Source organism: Streptomyces sp. NPDC037421 (assembly GCF_055602105.1).
In genome coordinates this window covers 196,629-213,233 of record NZ_JBVJWV010000009.1, presented here as the reverse complement: position 1 = coordinate 213,233, position 16,605 = coordinate 196,629, and the positions used below count along the sequence as shown (strand labels likewise).

The following is a 16,605-nucleotide window of genomic DNA, read 5'->3' as shown; positions in this document are numbered from 1 at the left end:
TCACACTTCTCCGGCGCCCGGACGCCTCAACCCGCCCCATCAGGGCATGAGACCAGCACGGTCAGCAAGGAGTTCAGCCCGGACGAGCTCAAGGAGTCGCCCCATCCAGTTGCGCCCTGCCCGACCGTGCTGGCCCCAATACCCGGGAGATCCCATATCGGTGTAGAGCAGCGTGGCATCTCCCGTGCCGAGCAGCTCCTCGGCGAGCGCGGGGTGCTGCGTGTACTTGGCTCGGAGCAGCTGTGCCATCACGGCCGGGCGGGCTTCGTCCCACTGCGCCCGCCGAGGGGCGTCCTGCGCCAGGCTCCGTGCCTCGAGTGCGTTCTTGGCCGAGCGGATCGCGGCCTGGTGCTCAGGGTCGTCGGTGGACAGCGTCCAGTAGGCGTGCCCGACGGTCGGATACTCGACGTCACCCACCCGTATCGGCGCGGGATACTCGTTGCGCAGAGCCAGCGTCCCAGGGTCCTCGGGCCAGCCGTTCGGATGGAAGACCTGGCCCAGTTCAATGGCCGGGGTACGCGGTTCCTGCGGTCCGTCCGCAGTGCGGCGGCGCTCGGCCACCCTGCCCCATTCTGCGCGCTCGGTGAAGTAGTCGAGGGCGTGTGCGTACTCTTCGTCGTCGACGGCCTCGGGAAGCCCGGGCAGAGTCCCGCCCGGTCCCGCGGCCAGGACCTTCAACGGCCAGTCCTTGCGGTCCATGTCGCCCAGGGCATAGAGGCGCATGGACTCCGGAATATCCAGGTAGGCATCCCGCAGTCCGGCTCTGTTCGCCTCGGTCGGATCGGCGAGGAAGGTGTCCACCGCGGTGAGGCAACGCTCGGTGGAGGTGGGCCGGCCGTTCAGCCGCTCGATCTCGTCGCGGACTTCGGCGAGCAACCAGTCCTGCTGCATGTACGAGTGGACATCCGTGAACCTCCACCCGCCCACGTCGTGTGCGGAGGCCTCCGCCCCCTCCTCCAGCTCTGTCGCGACCCACCCGGTCCGCAGCTTCTCGGCGAACTCGTCCACCGTGACCAGTCCCCAGCAGTCGATCAGCCCGTCGGCATAGATCAGAAGGTCCGTCAGGAAGTAGGTGGAGCCGTTGCGGATGAAGGCGTGCCGCCAGGTCCCGGGTATGCGCTCGCCGTCAACGAACCGATAGGTGAGGTGTCTGCCTGCCATGGCGAAAGGCTAGGCGAAAGGCGGAGCGAAAGACCGCTGGTTATCCGGTGGAGGTCCCGTGCGCTCGATGGCAAGGTGTGGCGCATGCCTTCGCCCCATGCCGAGCAGCTGCTGCGTGAGTTGCACGCCTCGCTCGGGCTCCGCAAACGCCCCGAGGACATAGCCCAGCTGATCCAGGACCTGTTCGCCGCCCGGAAGGTCGCCCTCGACCCCGTCACCACCGACGCCCTGGAGAAGGCCGCCGAGCATTCGCTGCACAGGCTGTGGCACGGCTACACCTCCATGCTCGAGGACTTCGCCCGACCGGTTGGCGCGCAGCGCCAGCTCGCCCGAGCCGGGGCACTGTTCGCGTCCGTGCCTGGAATCCCCGAGGGAGCCGGAGACGATCCCGCGGAGATCGAGGCCGTGATCCGTCGGGCCGGCGAGGAGATCCACCGGCAGTACGGGGAGAACGACTTCGGCCTCGACCGGCTGAACCGGGCCGAGCGGGCCGAAGCCGGCATCGGCGAGGTCTCCAAACGCCAGTACAACAAGCGTTTTCGTCTGCTGCGCCGGATGGAAGCCAAGCTGGCCCGACTCGTCCACGAGCAGTGCCGCCGCGAGGTCACCGTGACCGGCAAGGGCGCGCTCGCGCACACCCTGTCGTACGAGCTGTTCTCCGCCGACCCGGACACCGCTGCCTTCATCGCATACCTCACCGCCCGCGCGAACATGCGCAGCATCTTCACCAACGGCAAGCAACGCCGCCCCTACGACGAGGTCGCCGACGCGCTGTTCCGGCGACTGCGCGCGGCGCCCGAGCAGACGGACTGGTACGCCGTCGCGCACGTCCACCCCACCGCCGAGGTGCTGGGGCACCTCTCCGATCAGGAGCTCACCCGGCTCCTGGTCCGCTGGAACGGCTTCCTGCGGACCGTGGCCGACCTGCTGGAGGACGCCTGGAACCGTTCCCGCATCGAACCCGCGAGCATGATCGTGCGGCGCGGCGACGACTCCTCGACGTGGAACCAGGCGGCGCAGGCCTGGAGCACCGCCCGAGCGCATTGGTTCGCCCTGATGACCGAACTGGGCCAGGAGGAGATCCTGGACCGCGTGTGCCCGGGCAAGGTGCCCCGGCTGATGGCGGCCGACGTGGCCTACTGGCACCGCAGGAGCGGCGGCGGGCTGCACCCGGACACGTACGTGTGGGCGGAACTGCCCCGGCCGTGGGAAGTCCTGCGGGGCGAGAAGGAATGCCCCCGCTCGCTGGTCGAGGCGGCCTGCACCCGAAACGGTGTGGACCCGGTGGCCGGCGGCTGGACCGCGCCCCGGCCGACCGCGGAGGCCGTCCGCTTCAGCCGCACGCCGGAACTGGTGCACGGCGTGGCTGTCGCCGATCCCCTGATGGCGAGCGCCCTGCGGTCCGCCGGAGTGTTCTCGGGCCAGGGCAAGCGTGCTGCCGCCGAGGAATGGCTCTGACGTTCCGACCATCCCGGGCCGCAAATCAGTTGCCCGGGACGTCCGCGCTTGACGAGAATCGGGGCGGCGGCGAGGAAGCTCTGCGGAGGAGCGCCCGGCTCGATCTCCGGGTGGACGTAGGTTCGAATCCTGCCCTTGCCGCCGCCCTCACCACTACGTCGACATGGCGACATGCACCGCAGGCGGAACGAGCCAAAGCCAGGACGGCCCGCACGAGGTGAACAACGGGCTGGCACTGTGCTCCCTCCACCACTCTCTCTTCGACCTCTGAGTGCTGGGACCCCTGCCTGACCTGCGCATCCATGCCTCCCAGATGTACGTGGCGCGGAGCCGGTCAGGACAGGCCGCCGACGCCCTGCACGGCCAGCCGGTGTCAGCGGCCAGGCCCGGACCGGCCACCGTCGCCCCGAAGTTCGTCCTCTGGCACGGCCGCCAGGTCTTCAAACGCCCAGGCGTACAAGGTGCTTAGCACGAGAGCCCCGGAAACCATCGGTGTCCGGGGCTCAAGGCATCTCGGGGGCGCGCGGTCGACTACGGCGGCCGGCCTATCAGCCCTCGTTCGGGGTCAGGCGCAGAGAGATGCTGTTGATGCAGTAGCGCTGGTCGGTGGGGGTCGGGTAGCCCTCGCCCTCGAAGACGTGGCCGAGGTGCGAGCCGCACTTCGCGCAGCGGACCTCGGTGCGGACCATGCCGTGTGACGTGTCGGCCAACAGTTCTACGGCGTCCGAGTTGCGTGCATCGTAGAAGCTCGGCCAGCCGCAGTGCGAGTCGAACTTCTCCGAGGAGCGGAAGAGCTCGGCTCCGCAGCCGCGGCAGGAGTAGACGCCCTCCGTCTTGGTGTCGGTGTACTCACCGCGGAAGGCGGGCTCGGTGCCGGCGAGGCGCAGCACCTGGTACTCCGACGGGGTCAGCTCCGCCTGCCACTGCTCGTCCGTCTTCTGGACCTCGTACGCCATGACGCTCCCGCTCCCTCAGTTCGACAGGCGGGCGAGGATCTTCGGTCCCAGATCCGTGACGTCGCCCGCGCCCATGGTGAGAACGAGATCACCGGGCTTGGCCATTCCCGCGATCACGTCGGCGACGGCGTCCTTGTCGTGCTCGGCGGCGACGTCGGCTCCGGCGGTGCGGGCGGCGGAGATGATCAGCTCGCTGGTGATGCCGGGGATCGGGTCCTCGCGGGCCGGGTAGATGTCGAGGACGACGGAGGCGTCGGCCAGGGCGAGGGCCTGGCCCATCTCCTTGCCGAGTTCCTGGGTGCGGGAGAAGAGGTGGGGCTGGAAGACGACCAGGATGCGGGAGTCCCCGGCGGCGCCGCGGATGGCCTCCAGGTCGGCGGTCATCTCGGTGGGGTGGTGCGCGTAGGAGTCGATGACCTGGACCCCGGCGGCCTCGCCCTTGAGCTGGAGGCGGCGCTTGACGCCGGTGTACTTGCCGAGTGCGGCGGCCAGGTCGTCGGCCGGGATGCCGAGGGCGATGCCGGCGGCCAGGGCGGCGACGGCGTTGTGGGCGTAGTGGCGGCCGGGCACGGAGACGGTGAAGACGATCTCGCGGCCGTCGATCACGACCGAGACCTCGCTGGTCAGGCCCCGGGGGGTGACCTTCCGGATCCAGACGTCGGCGCCCTCGTGCTCGCCGTACGTGGTGACCGTCAGCTCGGGGTTGCCGCTGACCCGGTAGGCGATCTCGGCGGCGCCCTCCTGGCCGTGGGCGACGACGAGGGTGCCACCGGGGACGATCTTGCCGACGAATGTCTCGAAGGACTCGTAGATCTCCTCCATCGACGCGTAGTTCGCGTGGTGGTCGAGCTCCGCGTTGAGGATGATCGCGACCTGCGGGGTGTACTTGTGGAAGCTGCGGTCGCTCTCGTCCGCCTCGGCCACGAAGACGTCGCCCTCGCCGTGGTGGGCGTTGGAGCCGGGGGCGTCCAGGTCGCCGCCGATGGCGTACGAGGGGTCCAGGCCCAGGGCGCTGAGCGCGACGGCCAGCATCGAGGTCGTGGTGGTCTTGCCGTGGGTGCCGGCGACGGCGATCGGACGCAGGCCGTCCATGACGGAGGCGAGGGCGTCCGAGCGGTGCACGACCGGGATGCCGAGCTCGGCGGCACGGGCCAGCTCGGGGTTGTCGGCGCGGATCGCGCTGGAGACGACGACGCAGGTGGCGTCGGTGGCGAGGTGGCCGGCGGCGTGCCCGATGTGGACCGTGGCCCCGTGGGCGCGCAGCGCCTGGGCGGTCTCGGAGTCGCGGGAGTCGCTGCCGGCCACCTGCGCACCGCGCTGGGCGAGGATCTTCGCGATGCCGGACATGCCGGCGCCGCCGATGCCGATGAAGTGGGGCCGTTCCATCGCGGTCGGCAGGCCGGGCTTCATTCAGGTCGCTCCAGGATCGAGTGCGGGGCGTGCCCGCCGGGGTGTGTCCGCCCCAGCCTATTCGTTGTGGGCGAAGAGCTTGAGCACCGGAACCTCCACTTTGTGCCGGGCGCGGGAGGCCCAGTCGCGGTGGAAGAACTCCTCGACGAGGTGGGGGGCGGTCAGGACGATCACCTCGTCGGCTCGGGTCTCGTCGACGACGGCCTTCAGTTTGTCGAGCGGGTGGTCCTCGACGATCTGGCCGACGGCCTTGGCGCCCTTGGCGCGCAGGGCGGCGAGTGAGTGTTCGAGCGCCTGCGCGGCGGGCCCGAGGGCGGCCTCGCCCTCGGGCACGTCGGCCTCCCGGAGGGCCTCGGGCAGCTCGCCGAGCGCCACGTCGTCGATGGCACGGAGCAGTCGGTCCTGGTCACCCCTGGGTTGCATGAGGACGAAGAAGGAGACCGCGTCGTCTCCGTGCAGGGTGGTGACGAAGTCCACGTCCACCGTGGTCAGCGGCTGCTCGATCATCAATACGCTCGTGAACACGGACGCCCTCTCCTTCATGGGCCGAGGCCGGTCGGCCGGCCCCTGCGGAAACCATCCTGCCCCGCCGGCGCGCGGGGCCTCGCGAGTATGTGTGCCCAGGTATGTGCCCGTCGGAAGCTAAGCGGAACGAGAAATTCCGCTCCTTGTCAGATCCGACGGTAGCGGGTGAACAGGAACCCGGCCTCTTCCAGTACGCAGGCGGGCGTGAGCCGGTGCGGAACCGGGACGGAGGGCCCGCCGGAGATCCGCTGGGCGCCGCCCGCCGTGAGCGTCGGGGAGATCGTCAGGCACAGCTCGTCCAGTACGTCGGCCGCCACGAACTGGCCCAGCAGCCGGGGCCCGCCCTCGGTCAGCTGGCGGCACAGCCCCCGCGCGGCCAGCTCGCGCACCGCCCGCTCCGGGTCCACGGCGGCCCCCTCGCCCGCCACCACGACCTCGGCCCCGGCCGCGGCGGCCTCGGCCACCCGGTCCGAGGGGGCACCGGCACCGGTGACCACCAGGGTGGGGACCAGGGGCGAGGTGAACAGGGGCAGGGTGAAGTCAAGGTCCAGGCTCGCGGTGACCACCGCGATGGCGGGGGCGGGGCCCTGCCCCGCGGCCGCGCGGCGGGCCGCGAAGGCCTCCCGGGCCCGCGCCGGGCGGTAGCCCTCCTGGCGAACCGTTTCCGCCCCCACGACCACCACATCGGCCAGGGCCCGCAGGGTGCCGAAGATGCGCATGTCGGTCTCGCCCGAGATGGGCTGGGAGCGCCCGTCGTGCTGGGCCGCGCCGTCCAGGGTGGAGACCATGTTGGCCCGCAGCCAGTGGGCGCCGGGGGCCAGCGCGGGGTACGCGTAGGCGTCGGCGAGCTCGTCCAGCGACCACTCCCGGTCGCCGGACGGCCACGCACGGTCGGCCGGGCCCCCGGAAGCGGTGGATGTCTGATCGGTCACAGGGAACAGGCGTCGCATCGGTGCAGTGTGACACGCCCCGTAGAGTTAAGAGCTGTGTCAACATCACTCTCCACCTCCGGTCCTGCCTCCGGGCAGCCCCCGATAGCCGACGCGGGCCCGCTGGCCCTGTGCGCCCGCGAACCGCGCGTGCCCGCCGAACGGCTGGTGGCCGAGATGGTCCCGCCGCCCCGCTTCGACTCGGTGCGCTTCGACACCTACAACCCCGACCCCGCCCAGCCGAGCCAGGCCGAGGCCGTCACCGTGCTGAGCGGCTTCGCCGCCGGCCTGGGCGGGGCCCACGCCAGCGGCGCCGGCAAGCGCAGGTGGTTCCAGAAGAAGGCCCCCGCCCCGGCCCCCGGCCCGCGCGGCGTCTACCTCGACGGCGGCTACGGCGTCGGCAAGACCCACCTCCTCGCCTCGCTCTGGCACGCCACCCCGGCCGAGCCCGCGCTCAAGGCCTTCGGCACCTTCGTGGAGCTCACGAACCTGGTCGGCGCGCTCGGCTTCCAGCAGACCGTGCAGACCCTGGGCGGGCACCGGCTGCTGTGCATCGACGAGTTCGAGCTCGACGACCCGGGCGACACCGTGCTGGTGTCCTCCCTGCTCAGCCGCCTGGTGGAGCAGGGCGTGGCGCTGGCCGCCACCTCCAACACGCTGCCCGGCAAGCTCGGTGAGGGCCGCTTCGCCGCCGCCGACTTCCTGCGCGAGATCCAGGGGCTGTCCGCGCACTTCCGGCCGCTGCGCATCGACGGCCAGGACTACCGCCACCGCGGCCTGCCCGAGGCCCCGGCGCCCTTCTCCGACGAGCAGGTCGCGAAGGCCGCGTACGCGACCCCGGGCGCGAGCCTCGACGACTTCCCGGGCCTGCTGGACCACCTGGCGAAGGTCCACCCGAGCCGCTACGGGGCGCTGACGGACGGGATAGCGGCGGTCTGCCTGACCGACGTCGTCCCGGTGCCGGACCAGTCGACGGCGCTGCGCCTGGTGGTGCTGGCCGACCGGCTGTACGACCGCGAGGTCCCGGTACTGGCCTCCGGGGTGCCCTTCGACCGGCTGTTCAGTGAAGAAATGCTCAACGGGGGTTATCGGAAGAAGTACTTCCGAGCCATATCGCGGCTCACCGCGCTCGCGCGCGACGCGAAACCCCTGGTGTCCCAGTAGGTTTGGCACGGCCGGGTCGCTTCTCGCGGCCCGGCCGTTTCCACTTCTGCGAAGGGATCACCATGGCCACCACGCGTCACGCGCACACCGTCTGGGAAGGCGACCTCCTCAAGGGCAAGGGCGTCGTCTCCCTCGACTCCTCGGGCATCGGCTCGTACGACGTCTCCTGGCCGGCCCGTTCGGAGGCGGCCAACGGCAAGACCAGCCCCGAGGAGCTGATCGCCGCCGCCCACTCCAGCTGCTTCTCGATGGCCCTCTCGCACGCCCTCGCGGGCGCGGGCAACCCTCCCGCCCGCCTGGAGACCAAGGCCGACGTGACCTTCCAGCCGGGTGAGGGCATCACCGGCATCCACCTGACGGTGGAGGGCGAGGTCCCGGGCATCGACAACGACGCCTTCGTCGCCGCCGCCGAGGACGCGAAGAAGAACTGCCCGGTCAGCCAGGCCCTGACGGGTACGACGATCACCCTGAGCGCCAAGCTCGCCTGATCCCCTTCCTGCTGTCACCCCACCGGGCCCCGCGCGCAGCGCCGGGGCCCGGTGGGGTGACGGGGGCAGGTGCCCGCACGCGTCGCGCGGGACCCGGACGCCCTGCGTGGTACCACGGGCCGGTCACATCTCCAGTGGTCCAGCGGGGAGTTGCCGATGTCCGTCACCCGACGCAGCCTGCTCGCGGCCGGCGCGGTCGCCTTCAGCGGAGCCCTCGGAGCACTCTTCGCCCCGGGCCGGGCCCGCGCCTCCGCCCGGGGGTACGGGCCGCTGCTGCCCGACCCGGCCGGGCTGCTGGACCTGCCCGCGGGGTTCTCGTACCGGGTGCTCTCGCGGGCCGGGGACCCGCTGCGCTCGGGCGAGGGCACGGTGCCGGCCAACTGCGACGGCATGGCCGCCTTCGGCGCGGGCCGCGGCCGGCTCCGCCTGGTCCGCAACCACGAGAACCGCGCCACCGCCGCGCTGCGCGTCCCCGCCGTGGACGGGCTCACGTACGACCCCGGGGCGCTGGGCGGCTGCACGGTACTGGAGCTGGACGCGGCGGGCGCGGTGCGCGCCGAGCGGGTCGGCCTCGCCGGGACCGCCGTCAACTGCGCGGGCGGGCGCACTCCCTGGAACACCTGGCTGAGCTGCGAGGAGACCGAGGACCGGGCCGGGGACTCGGGGTATTCCCGGGACCACGGGTACGTCTTCGAGGTGGACCCCGCCGACCCGCACCGGCTCGGTGCCGTCCCGCTGACCGCGCTGGGCCGCTTCGCGCACGAGGCCGTCGCCGTGGACCCGTACCGGGGTGTGGTCTACGAGACCGAGGACGCGTTCGTGCGGCCCTTCGGGCTCTTCTACCGCTTCCTGCCCGCGCTGCCGCTCGCCGGCCGCGGCTCCCTGCGGGCCGGCGGCGTCCTGGAGGCGATGCGGGTGCCCGGGGTGGCGGACCTGTCGGCGGTGGACGAGCCGGGGGCGGAGTTCCCGGTGGAGTGGGTCCCCGTACCGGATCCGTCGGCGGCCGGGACGCCGGTCCGCTTCCAGGACTTCGGTCCGCGCGGGATCACCCACGCGCAGAAGCTGGAGGGCTGCTACTGGGGAGGCGCCGGGGTGTACTTCGTGTCCAGCTACGCCCGCGGCCGCGAGGGGGCCGCCGCCGACCACCACGGGCAGGTGTGGTTCCACGACCCGGTGCGCGGCCGGCTCCGGCTGGAGGTGCTCTTCGGTCCGGCGGCGGACACCGCCCTGCCCGGGGACTCCCCCGACAACATCTGCCTGGCGCCCGACGGGGGGCTGATGGTGTGCGAGGACGGCGGCGGCGACCAGTACGTCTTCGGCGTCACCCCGGGCGGGGCGGTCTACCCGGTGGCCCGCAACGCGGACGACGTCGGAATCGCCGGGGCGCCGGAGTGGGGGGAGTTCGCGGGGGTCACCTTCTCCCCCGACGCCCGGACGATGTACGTCAACGCCTACGCGCCGGGCACCACGTTCGCGGTGACCGGCCCCTGGCGGTGACCCGCCGCCCGGCCCCGGCCGTCTCGCGGTCGCGTTCGATCTGCTGCACGATCGTACGGAACCGACCGGATCGGGGTGGACAGCGGTGGCCGAGAAGGACGAGAAGGGCGGCGGCGCCCGCCGGGCCGGGGACGCCCGCAAGGCCGGTGGGACCCGGGAGGGGCAGGGACCGGCGGTCGCGCCGCTGCTGCGGGTGACGCCCGGGGAGCGGGTCGCCCTGGCCGCGCTGGACACCTCCGCGACCCCGGGCGGGCCCTCCGGCAAGGCGGCCGGGACCGAGGCCATCGCCCGGATGGCCGCACCGCTGGCCTCCCTCCAGGAGCGGCTCTACGCGGCCAGCACCGCCGGGGACCGCCGCAGGCTGCTGCTCGTCCTCCAGGGCATGGACACCAGCGGCAAGGGCGGCACGGTCAAGCACGTGATCGGCCAGTTCAACCCGTCCGGCTGCCGGATCAGGGCCTTCAAGGCCCCCACCCGCGAGGAGCTCAGCCACTCCTTCCTCTGGCGGATCGAGAAGGCCCTCCCCCAGCCCGGCGAGATCGGCATCTTCGACCGCTCGCACTACGAGGACGTCCTCATCGCCCGGGTCCGCGAGCTGGTGCCGGCCGACCGGGTGGAGCGCCGCTACGCGCAGATCAACGCGTTCGAGAAGTCCCTCGCCGACGACGGCGTGACCCTGGTGAAGGTCTTCCTGCACATCGGCTGGGAGGAACAGCGCGAGCGGCTCCTGGCGCGGCTCGACGACCCGCACAAGCACTGGAAGTTCAGTACGGGCGACATCGAGGAGCGCGCGCTGTGGCCGGCGTACCGGGAGGCGTACGAGCTGGCGCTGGAGCGCTGCTCCACGGAGGCGGCACCCTGGTACGTGGTCCCCGCGGACCGCAAGTGGTACCGCAACTGGGCGGTCGGCAAACTGCTGCTGGAGCATCTGGAGGCGATCGGGCCGAAGTACCCGCCGGGCGGCTTCGACGTCCAGGAGTGCCGTAGGCGTCTGCTGGCGGGCTGAGTCCCCCGCCGCCCGGTTCCCGTCGGTCATCTCCGGGCGGCCAGCGCCCTCCGGACGCGCGCGTCGAGGGCGAGGAGCAGGGCGGTGGGCAGGAAGAGCGCGTCACAGACGATCATGCCCAGGGAGAGGAACGGGAGCCCGAGGGCCACGGCGATCCCCGCGTGCTCCGCCATCATCACGGCGAGCAGGACGTTCTTGATCCTGCGGTTGGCCAGGGTGAAGGGGAACGCCACCTGGAGGATGACGGTGGCGTACGCCATGACCACGAGCGGGACCATCCCGGAGGCCAGCAGCTCGGACAGCCACGGCCAGGGCCGGAAGTGGTCCAGGTGCAGGGCGTAGTACAGGGCGCTGCCCTCCTGCCAGCGCGAGCCCTGGATCTTGTACCAGCCGGCGGTGCCGTAGATGAAGCAGACCTGAAGGGCCAGTACGGCCATCGCGCAGTTGTGCAGCATGCCGGTCAGGCGGTCCAGTACCGCACGGGCCTCGTGCCGCGGGAACCACCGCTCGCCCGCGTGGCGCAGTCCCCGGGCCGCCCAGAGGGCCCACAGCACCGCGCTCCAGCCCCACTGGGGAAATCCGAACAGGACTCCGAGGAACACGCCCGTCCCCTGCCACAGGTGCAGCCCGGAGCGGTCCGGCCGGCCGGCTTCCCGCAGGCGGCGCCGTCGGCGGGCGTCCAGCGACCAGACCTCGGCGCAGCGGAGGAAGACCAGGTAGATCGCCATGATCCGCAGGACGTTGTCGCCGCCGTCGCCCAGGAACGGCGAACGGAACTCCAGGGACAGCACACCCACCATGAAGAACACGGAGGTGCCGCGGGTGCGCCAGCCCACCATCAGCAGGAGGGCGGCCGCCAGGGTGGCGTGGTAGACGGTCTCGAACCACCACCGGCCGGACCACCAGGTCAGCACGCTGAAGGCCTGGTCCTCGCCGATCAGCCGCACGGCCATGTCCAGCGGCCAGGGGTTGAGGTCGCCGAAGAGGATCCGGCGGTGCGGCCATTCGCGCACGAGGAAGCCCGCGAAGACGAAGGCGAAGCCGATGCGGACGACCGCCGCCTGGTGGGGGAACCGGGTCCGGCCGATGGACTCGACGAACGCGGTCAGCCTCTCGGGGACGGTCCGCCCGGGTGCGGGCCTCCCCTCGGCGGCGGCGGCGACGGCGACGGCGGGCGGGGCTTCGGGGCGGGCGGGCGCCGGGACGCCGGACGCGTCCGGTGCCGGGGCGGGCGCCGGGATGAGCGGCTTCATGTCGGCGGGTTTGCGGTCAGGGGTCACAGGTCCTCCCCGTCCTTCGGCTCGACCGGCCACCAGGGCAGCGTCAGTTCGCGGGGGGTGGTGTCGAGGGGGCTGAGGTCCCAGTCGGGCGGTTCCACCGCCGTGACCCGCGTCCTGAGCTGGACCTCGACGGGCCGCTCCGCGCCCTCGGCGGCACCGAGGCGCTGGAGCACGATCCTCCTGAGGTACTGCTCGGACATGCCCGCTCGCGCGTCCGAGGCCCGGCCGTCGTCCTCATGGGTGACCTTGTAGAAGTCCCAGGCCCGGCGCAGCAGGTTCTGGTGCAGGTGGCTGGGGACCGGAGTGCCGTGGATGGCCTCGATGTCCTGCGCGGTCAGATCGGTCCACGCCCCGACGCGGCCGCCGTCACCCGGGCCGGTCCGTACCCGGGCGGAAATCGCCATGTTCTCCTGCACCGGGTTGGGCGCGAAGAGCTTCCAGTCCTGCCCGAACTCCGGGCGGACATGGCCGTCGATCCCCTCCGCGTACTCCCGTGAGATGCCATTGGGGGGTGCGAGGGAGAGGAACAGCGCCGTGCCGTGCCACAGCGCGGCACCGGCGAGGATCGCGGCACCCGTGAGGAGCGCCGCGAGGGCTGGTGGGGACCAGGCCCGGGGAGGTTGTTCCTGAGTGCCCGTCATGGCTGTGCGCTCCTGATTCCGCCGGGCCTGATCACGCGTCCTGTTGTGCGTCAGCGGGTGAGGCCGAGGATGCCGAGCAGGCCGCCGGAGGAGGAGCCGGGCAGGCCGGAGGAGCCGGAACTGCCCGAGGAACCGGAGGAACCACCAGAGGTGCCGCCGGAGGAGGACGCGCCGGAACTGCCCGAGGAACCGGAAGTGCCCGAGGAGCCGGAAGTGCCGGAAGATCCGCTGGATGAGGCACCGGAGGAGCCGGAGCTGCCGGAGGAGCCGGAGCTGCCCGACGAACCCGAGCTGCCCGACGAACCGGAGGAGCCAGAGGAACCCGAGGAGCCGGAGGAGCCGGAGGAGCCGGAGGAGCCGGAGGAGCCGGAGGAACCCGACGAACCGGAGGAACCCGAGGAGCCGGAGGAGCCGGAGGAACCCGAGGAGCCCGAGGAGCCGGAGCTGCCCGAGGTGCCGGACGAGCTGCCGTCGCCGTCGTTGTCGTCGCCGTCGCCGTCGCCGAAGATCAGCCTGCGGATGTTCAGGTCGACGCGCGGCCGGAACTCGTTGGTCTGGTTGCAGAAGCCGTTCAGGACCGGTCCGCAGTTGTGACGGATGGTGTTCGTCTGGGAGTTGTTGGAAGAGTCGCCGTTCTGGTCGGCCACGGCGACCTGGCCGAATGCCGAAGCACCGACGATCGACACCACGACCAGCAACGACTGGAGAGCACGCTTCATCGCGCCACCTTCTTTCCTCGCGCCGGACGGCGACCTCACCGGCTGCCGCAGCCGCCCCAACGAAGGGATCCGGCCAAGGGCATGCGGATCGGCACCCGAAATGGGCCAGGCCGGTGAGGGAAGTCCACGGAAGGCCCCGTCCGGATTCAGACGCCCCGCCGGCTTGACCGCCTGTCGCGCGGCCCTCTTATCGGAAAGTCATATATTTTTCGTGCGTGACCCTTTCTGCACGCAAAGTGGCGGCCTTGGCCCTGCTCGGCGCCGCCCTCACGGGATGCGGGAGCGGCTCCTCGGGCCCCCCGCAGGGCGCCGGGCAGGCGCGTCTGGCCAGTCCCGCGGCCTCCGGCCCGGCCACCGCGTCCGCCCAGGCCTCCCCCTCCGCCCCCGCCTCCCCGCTGCCCGGCGCGCCCGCCCGGGTCCCGGTCCTGAACCCCGGCGCGAACGGCCTGACCCCCGTCTTCGAGCGGACCCGGCAGCGCTCCGAGAAGACGGTGGCGCTCACCTTCGACGCCGACATGACCTCAGATCAGGGACCGCGCGCCGCCTCGGGGGAACGGTTCGACAACCCGGACCTGATCGCGACCCTGCGCCGGCTGAAGGTGCCCTCGACGGTCTTCATGACGGGCCGCTGGGCCGAGGAGTACCCCGACCAGGCCAAGTCCATCGGTACGGACCCGAACTTCGAGATCGCCAACCACTCGTACAGCCACCACGCCTTCAAGTCCCCCTGCTACGGGCTCCCCGCGCTGGACGGCGAGGCCGCTCGGGCCGATGTGGACCGGGCCTTCGCGGCGTTCAGGAAGGCCGGCGCGGTCAACACCGTCCCGTACTTCCGCTTCCCCGGCGGCTGCTACGACGACCAGGCGCTGAAGGCCCTGTCCCCCGCCAAGGTCACCGCGGTGCAGTGGGACGTGGTCAGCGGGGACGCCTTCGCGAAGGACCCCGACGCGGTGGCGGAGCAGGTGCTGGCCGGGGTGAAGCCCGGTTCGGTGGTGGTGATGCACTGCACGCGCAGCGCGGCCCCGGTGACCGAGCAGGCGATCCAGAGGATCGTCCCCGAGCTGCGAAAGCGGGGATTCCGCTTCGTGAAGGTGTCGGAGCTGATGGGGAAGTGACGTTCCTCCCCCGGCCCGCCCCGGTCAGCTCCGCCGTCTGCTGACCAGGCAGGCCACCGCCCCCGCCGCGCCCGCCAGCAGCAGCGCCCCCGCCAGCGCGCCGAGCGGGAGCGGCGCGGCGTCCGCGCGGGCGGCCCCGACCAGGGCGGACACCGCGTTGCGGGCCGGGGAGAAGGCCGCGACCCAGGCCAGCAGCGAGCCCACGCCCCCGGCGAGGACGGCGCGTCCCCGCCCGCGGAGCAGCGGCCTGCTGCACACCGCGCCCACGGCCGCCCCCGTCAGGGCGCACACCGCCACCGCCACCGCTCCGGCGAGGGCCGCCTCGGCCGGGGGCTGGTGCGTGAGGTCGCCGAGCAGCAGGGCGTAGGCCGTGCCCGCCGCCCCGGCGAGCAGCGTCCCGGCCAGCGCGGTCAGCAGGGCCGCCGCGTGCACCCGTACCGGACCGGCCGCGGCGGCGGAGACGGCGCGGGCCGCCGGGGGTTCGGCGGTGACGCAGATCCGGACCAGCCAGACGCTCAGCGGCACCAGGCCGGCCGCCGTGTAGCCGAGGGCGTCGAGCGCCGGGTCGCCGGAGCGGATGCCGACCGCGAGGAACGCCGCGTACACGACGAGCGGGCCGATCCAGTGCTGGGAGTGCAGCAGCAGGGCGCCCTGGTAGCGCAGCAGGGCGGTCACGGTCACGGGAGTTCCTCCACGGCGCGGATGTGCCAGGGCGGGCTGGCGGTGAGCAGTTCGCGCAGTACGGCGTCGGAGCGGGCGGCGTCCACGGTCAGCAGGACCCCGCCGTCGGGGGCGGGTCCGGCTGCGGTGGCCAGGCCCGGGGGCGGGGCGGTGCCGGGCGGGCCGGCCGCGTGGATCCGTACGGCGGGTACGCGCGTGACGGGGTGCGCGGCCGGGTCCTCCAGGGTGCCGCCGCGCACCCGGTAGCGGGCATCGGGCAGGCCGGCGAGCCGGGCGGGGTCGTGGTCGACGAAGACCACCGTGCCCCCGGCGGCGGTGCGTTCGGCGACGGCGCGGTCCAGTTCCGCCCGGGCGGGCGCGTCCAGCCCGGTCCAGGCCTCGTCGAGGACGAGCAGCCCCGGCCCGGCGAGCAGTGCCTGGGCGACGGCCACCTTCTGGCTGGTGCCCTTGGACAGTTCGGCCATCGGGGTGCGGGCGTACGCGGCGGCGCCGAAACGCTCCAGCCCCTCGGCCGCCCGCCGGGCCGCCTGCGCGCCCGTCAGGCCGTGCAGCCGGCCGAGGTGGGTCAGGTAGGCGCCGGCCGTGAGCGGCAGGGCCGCCGGGAAGCGTTCGGGGACGTAGGCGGTGCGGGGCGGGCGGCCCTCGATCCGGCCCTCGGTCGGCGTGTCGATGCCGGCGATGACGCGCAGCAGGGTGGACTTGCCGCCGCCGTTGCCGCCTTCGACGCGGACCAGGGCGCCGGCCGGCAGCTCGGCCGTGATCCCGCGCAGCACCCAGGGCCGGCGCCTTCCGTAGCGGCGGCCCACGTCGGTGAGCTTCAGTGCGCGGCCGCCGTCTCGGTGAGCTCGCTGGGCCGGACGATGACGAAGCCCTCGCCGCTCAGCCTCAGCTGGACGGCCTCGCCGGAGCCGCCGCGGATCATGGAGCCGACGGACTGGGAGCGGTGCAGCCCGGTCTCCAGCGCCGCGCTCCAGCCGACGACCGCGTCCGTGTCCACGTACACCGGCGCCTGGGCGGTGACCGGGATGATGATCGGGTTGCCGTCGCAGACCACGGCGAGCTTGCCGGTGCCGGTGAAGAGGCTGTTGAAGAGCCCGCCGCCGGTCATGCCCGCGCCCTTCACCATCCTGATCTCGTAGGAGAGGGTCGGATCGAAGCACAGGACGTTGCGCCCGTTGATGGTGAGGGCGTCGCCGTGCTCGAAGTCGATGATGAAGCAGTTCCCGGCCTGGTGCGCGAACCAGGCCTCGCCCTGGCCGCGTACGGACATCAGCGCGAGGCCCTCGCCGGTGACGGCCCGCTTGAGCATGCCGCCGATGCCCTGGCCCTTGCGCTCGAACTGGAGGTTGCCGCGGAAGGCGACCATCGACCCCTGGCGGGCGAGCATCTCCCCGTTGACGGCGTACTTCACGGACTTGGCGTTCTGCAGGGTCATGCCCGGTGCGGTGGCGGGCTGGACGAGGTTCTCGCTCGCGAAAAGGTCGCTCTTCATGGAGTCGATCCTCGCCTGCGCCGGCCACCCGGGACATCCTCCTGAAGGCGGAGGCCGGCATGCCTTGCAGGTTGACTTCCTCT

Annotated in this window: 17 protein-coding genes, 1 tRNA gene and 1 pseudogene; 8 read left to right on the top strand and 11 right to left on the bottom strand. The window is 72.5% G+C overall.

Annotated features, from left to right (window positions below; genetic code table 11):
- Positions 1-39 precede the first annotated feature (39 nt).
- The gene (locus ACZ7IF_RS16465; RefSeq protein ID WP_470971272.1) at positions 40-1,161 is read right to left on the bottom strand and encodes an NADAR family protein; all 1,122 of its coding nucleotides are present in this window, start codon (positions 1,159-1,161) and stop codon (positions 40-42) included.
- 84 nt (positions 1,162-1,245) lie between these two features.
- Between ACZ7IF_RS16465 and ACZ7IF_RS16460 the strand changes: the two genes are divergently transcribed.
- From ACZ7IF_RS16460 to ACZ7IF_RS16450, 3 genes and pseudogenes are all read left to right on the top strand, one after another.
- On the top strand, positions 1,246-2,619 hold the full coding sequence (locus ACZ7IF_RS16460; protein ID WP_470971267.1) for a hypothetical protein: 1,374 nt from the start codon (positions 1,246-1,248) through the stop codon (positions 2,617-2,619).
- Positions 2,620-2,687: 68 nt separating this feature from the next.
- Positions 2,688-2,760: transfer RNA gene (locus tag ACZ7IF_RS16455), tRNA-Ser, on the top strand.
- 55 nt (positions 2,761-2,815) lie between these two features.
- A pseudogene (locus tag ACZ7IF_RS16450) lies at positions 2,816-3,088 on the top strand (HNH endonuclease); the annotation flags it as partial.
- Positions 3,089-3,167: 79 nt separating this feature from the next.
- Here the strand turns inward: ACZ7IF_RS16450 and msrB are convergent.
- The 4 genes from msrB to ACZ7IF_RS16430 all read right to left on the bottom strand — a co-directional run bounded on the left by msrB (position 3,168) and on the right by ACZ7IF_RS16430 (position 6,460).
- Complete coding sequence (gene msrB / locus ACZ7IF_RS16445; RefSeq protein WP_470971260.1) at positions 3,168-3,575, bottom strand: peptide-methionine (R)-S-oxide reductase MsrB; 408 nt, start codon at positions 3,573-3,575, stop codon at positions 3,168-3,170.
- 15 nt (positions 3,576-3,590) lie between these two features.
- A complete protein-coding gene (gene murC, locus ACZ7IF_RS16440) occupies positions 3,591-4,985 on the bottom strand; it encodes a UDP-N-acetylmuramate--L-alanine ligase (protein ID WP_470971253.1) in 1,395 nt (464 codons plus the stop codon).
- 57 nt (positions 4,986-5,042) lie between these two features.
- Positions 5,043-5,510, bottom strand: a complete 468-nt coding sequence (locus ACZ7IF_RS16435; RefSeq protein ID WP_470971247.1) for an indole-3-glycerol phosphate synthase — start codon at positions 5,508-5,510, stop codon at positions 5,043-5,045.
- Between the two features lie 146 nt (positions 5,511-5,656).
- Positions 5,657-6,460 carry a pyrimidine reductase family protein gene (locus ACZ7IF_RS16430; RefSeq protein ID WP_470971240.1) on the bottom strand — a complete coding sequence of 268 codons (804 nt, stop codon included), beginning with the start codon at positions 6,458-6,460 and terminating at the stop codon, positions 5,657-5,659.
- 36 nt (positions 6,461-6,496) lie between these two features.
- On the opposite strand from ACZ7IF_RS16430, the gene zapE reads away from it, so the two are divergent.
- From zapE to ACZ7IF_RS16410, 4 genes are all read left to right on the top strand, one after another.
- Entirely contained in the window at positions 6,497-7,603 is a 1,107-nt protein-coding gene (gene zapE, locus ACZ7IF_RS16425) for a cell division protein ZapE (RefSeq protein ID WP_470971235.1), read from the top strand.
- 62 nt (positions 7,604-7,665) lie between these two features.
- Positions 7,666-8,091: an OsmC family protein gene (locus ACZ7IF_RS16420; protein ID WP_470971229.1), complete on the top strand. Its 426-nt coding sequence runs from the start codon at positions 7,666-7,668 to the stop codon at positions 8,089-8,091.
- Positions 8,092-8,247: 156 nt separating this feature from the next.
- Complete coding sequence (locus tag ACZ7IF_RS16415; RefSeq protein WP_470971224.1) at positions 8,248-9,588, top strand: alkaline phosphatase PhoX; 1,341 nt, start codon at positions 8,248-8,250, stop codon at positions 9,586-9,588.
- A gap of 85 nt (positions 9,589-9,673) precedes the next feature.
- Complete coding sequence (locus tag ACZ7IF_RS16410) at positions 9,674-10,594, top strand: polyphosphate kinase 2 family protein (RefSeq protein ID WP_470971219.1); 921 nt, start codon at positions 9,674-9,676, stop codon at positions 10,592-10,594.
- A gap of 26 nt (positions 10,595-10,620) precedes the next feature.
- Here ACZ7IF_RS16410 and ACZ7IF_RS16405 read toward each other — a convergent pair whose 3' ends face one another.
- From ACZ7IF_RS16405 to ACZ7IF_RS16395, 3 genes are read right to left on the bottom strand one after another with little or no spacing between them, the layout of a single operon-like run.
- Positions 10,621-11,874, bottom strand: coding sequence for an HTTM domain-containing protein (locus tag ACZ7IF_RS16405; protein ID WP_470971214.1), 1,254 nt, complete (start codon positions 11,872-11,874; stop codon positions 10,621-10,623).
- Positions 11,871-12,515, bottom strand: a complete 645-nt coding sequence (locus ACZ7IF_RS16400) for a DUF5819 family protein (RefSeq protein WP_470971211.1) — start codon at positions 12,513-12,515, stop codon at positions 11,871-11,873. The genes ACZ7IF_RS16405 and ACZ7IF_RS16400 overlap by 4 nt, the downstream gene beginning before the upstream one ends.
- A gap of 50 nt (positions 12,516-12,565) precedes the next feature.
- Entirely contained in the window at positions 12,566-13,234 is a 669-nt protein-coding gene (locus ACZ7IF_RS16395; RefSeq protein WP_470971208.1) for a hypothetical protein, read from the bottom strand.
- A 215-nt stretch (positions 13,235-13,449) separates the two neighbouring features.
- Here ACZ7IF_RS16395 and ACZ7IF_RS16390 point away from each other — a divergent pair, with 215 nt between their 5' ends.
- A complete protein-coding gene (locus ACZ7IF_RS16390) occupies positions 13,450-14,349 on the top strand; it encodes a polysaccharide deacetylase family protein (protein WP_470971205.1) in 900 nt (299 codons plus the stop codon).
- A 24-nt stretch (positions 14,350-14,373) separates the two neighbouring features.
- On the opposite strand, the gene ACZ7IF_RS16385 is transcribed toward ACZ7IF_RS16390, so the two are convergent.
- From ACZ7IF_RS16385 to ACZ7IF_RS16375, 3 genes are read right to left on the bottom strand one after another with little or no spacing between them, the layout of a single operon-like run.
- The gene (locus ACZ7IF_RS16385) at positions 14,374-15,030 is read right to left on the bottom strand and encodes an ABC transporter (RefSeq protein WP_470971201.1); all 657 of its coding nucleotides are present in this window, start codon (positions 15,028-15,030) and stop codon (positions 14,374-14,376) included.
- On the bottom strand, positions 15,027-15,851 hold the full coding sequence (locus ACZ7IF_RS16380; protein ID WP_470971497.1) for an ABC transporter ATP-binding protein: 825 nt from the start codon (positions 15,849-15,851) through the stop codon (positions 15,027-15,029). The genes ACZ7IF_RS16385 and ACZ7IF_RS16380 overlap by 4 nt, the downstream gene beginning before the upstream one ends.
- The gene (locus tag ACZ7IF_RS16375) at positions 15,848-16,522 is read right to left on the bottom strand and encodes an AIM24 family protein (RefSeq protein ID WP_470971196.1); all 675 of its coding nucleotides are present in this window, start codon (positions 16,520-16,522) and stop codon (positions 15,848-15,850) included. Before ACZ7IF_RS16375 ends, ACZ7IF_RS16380 begins: the two co-directional genes overlap by 4 nt.
- Between the last annotated feature and the right edge of the window lie 83 nt (positions 16,523-16,605).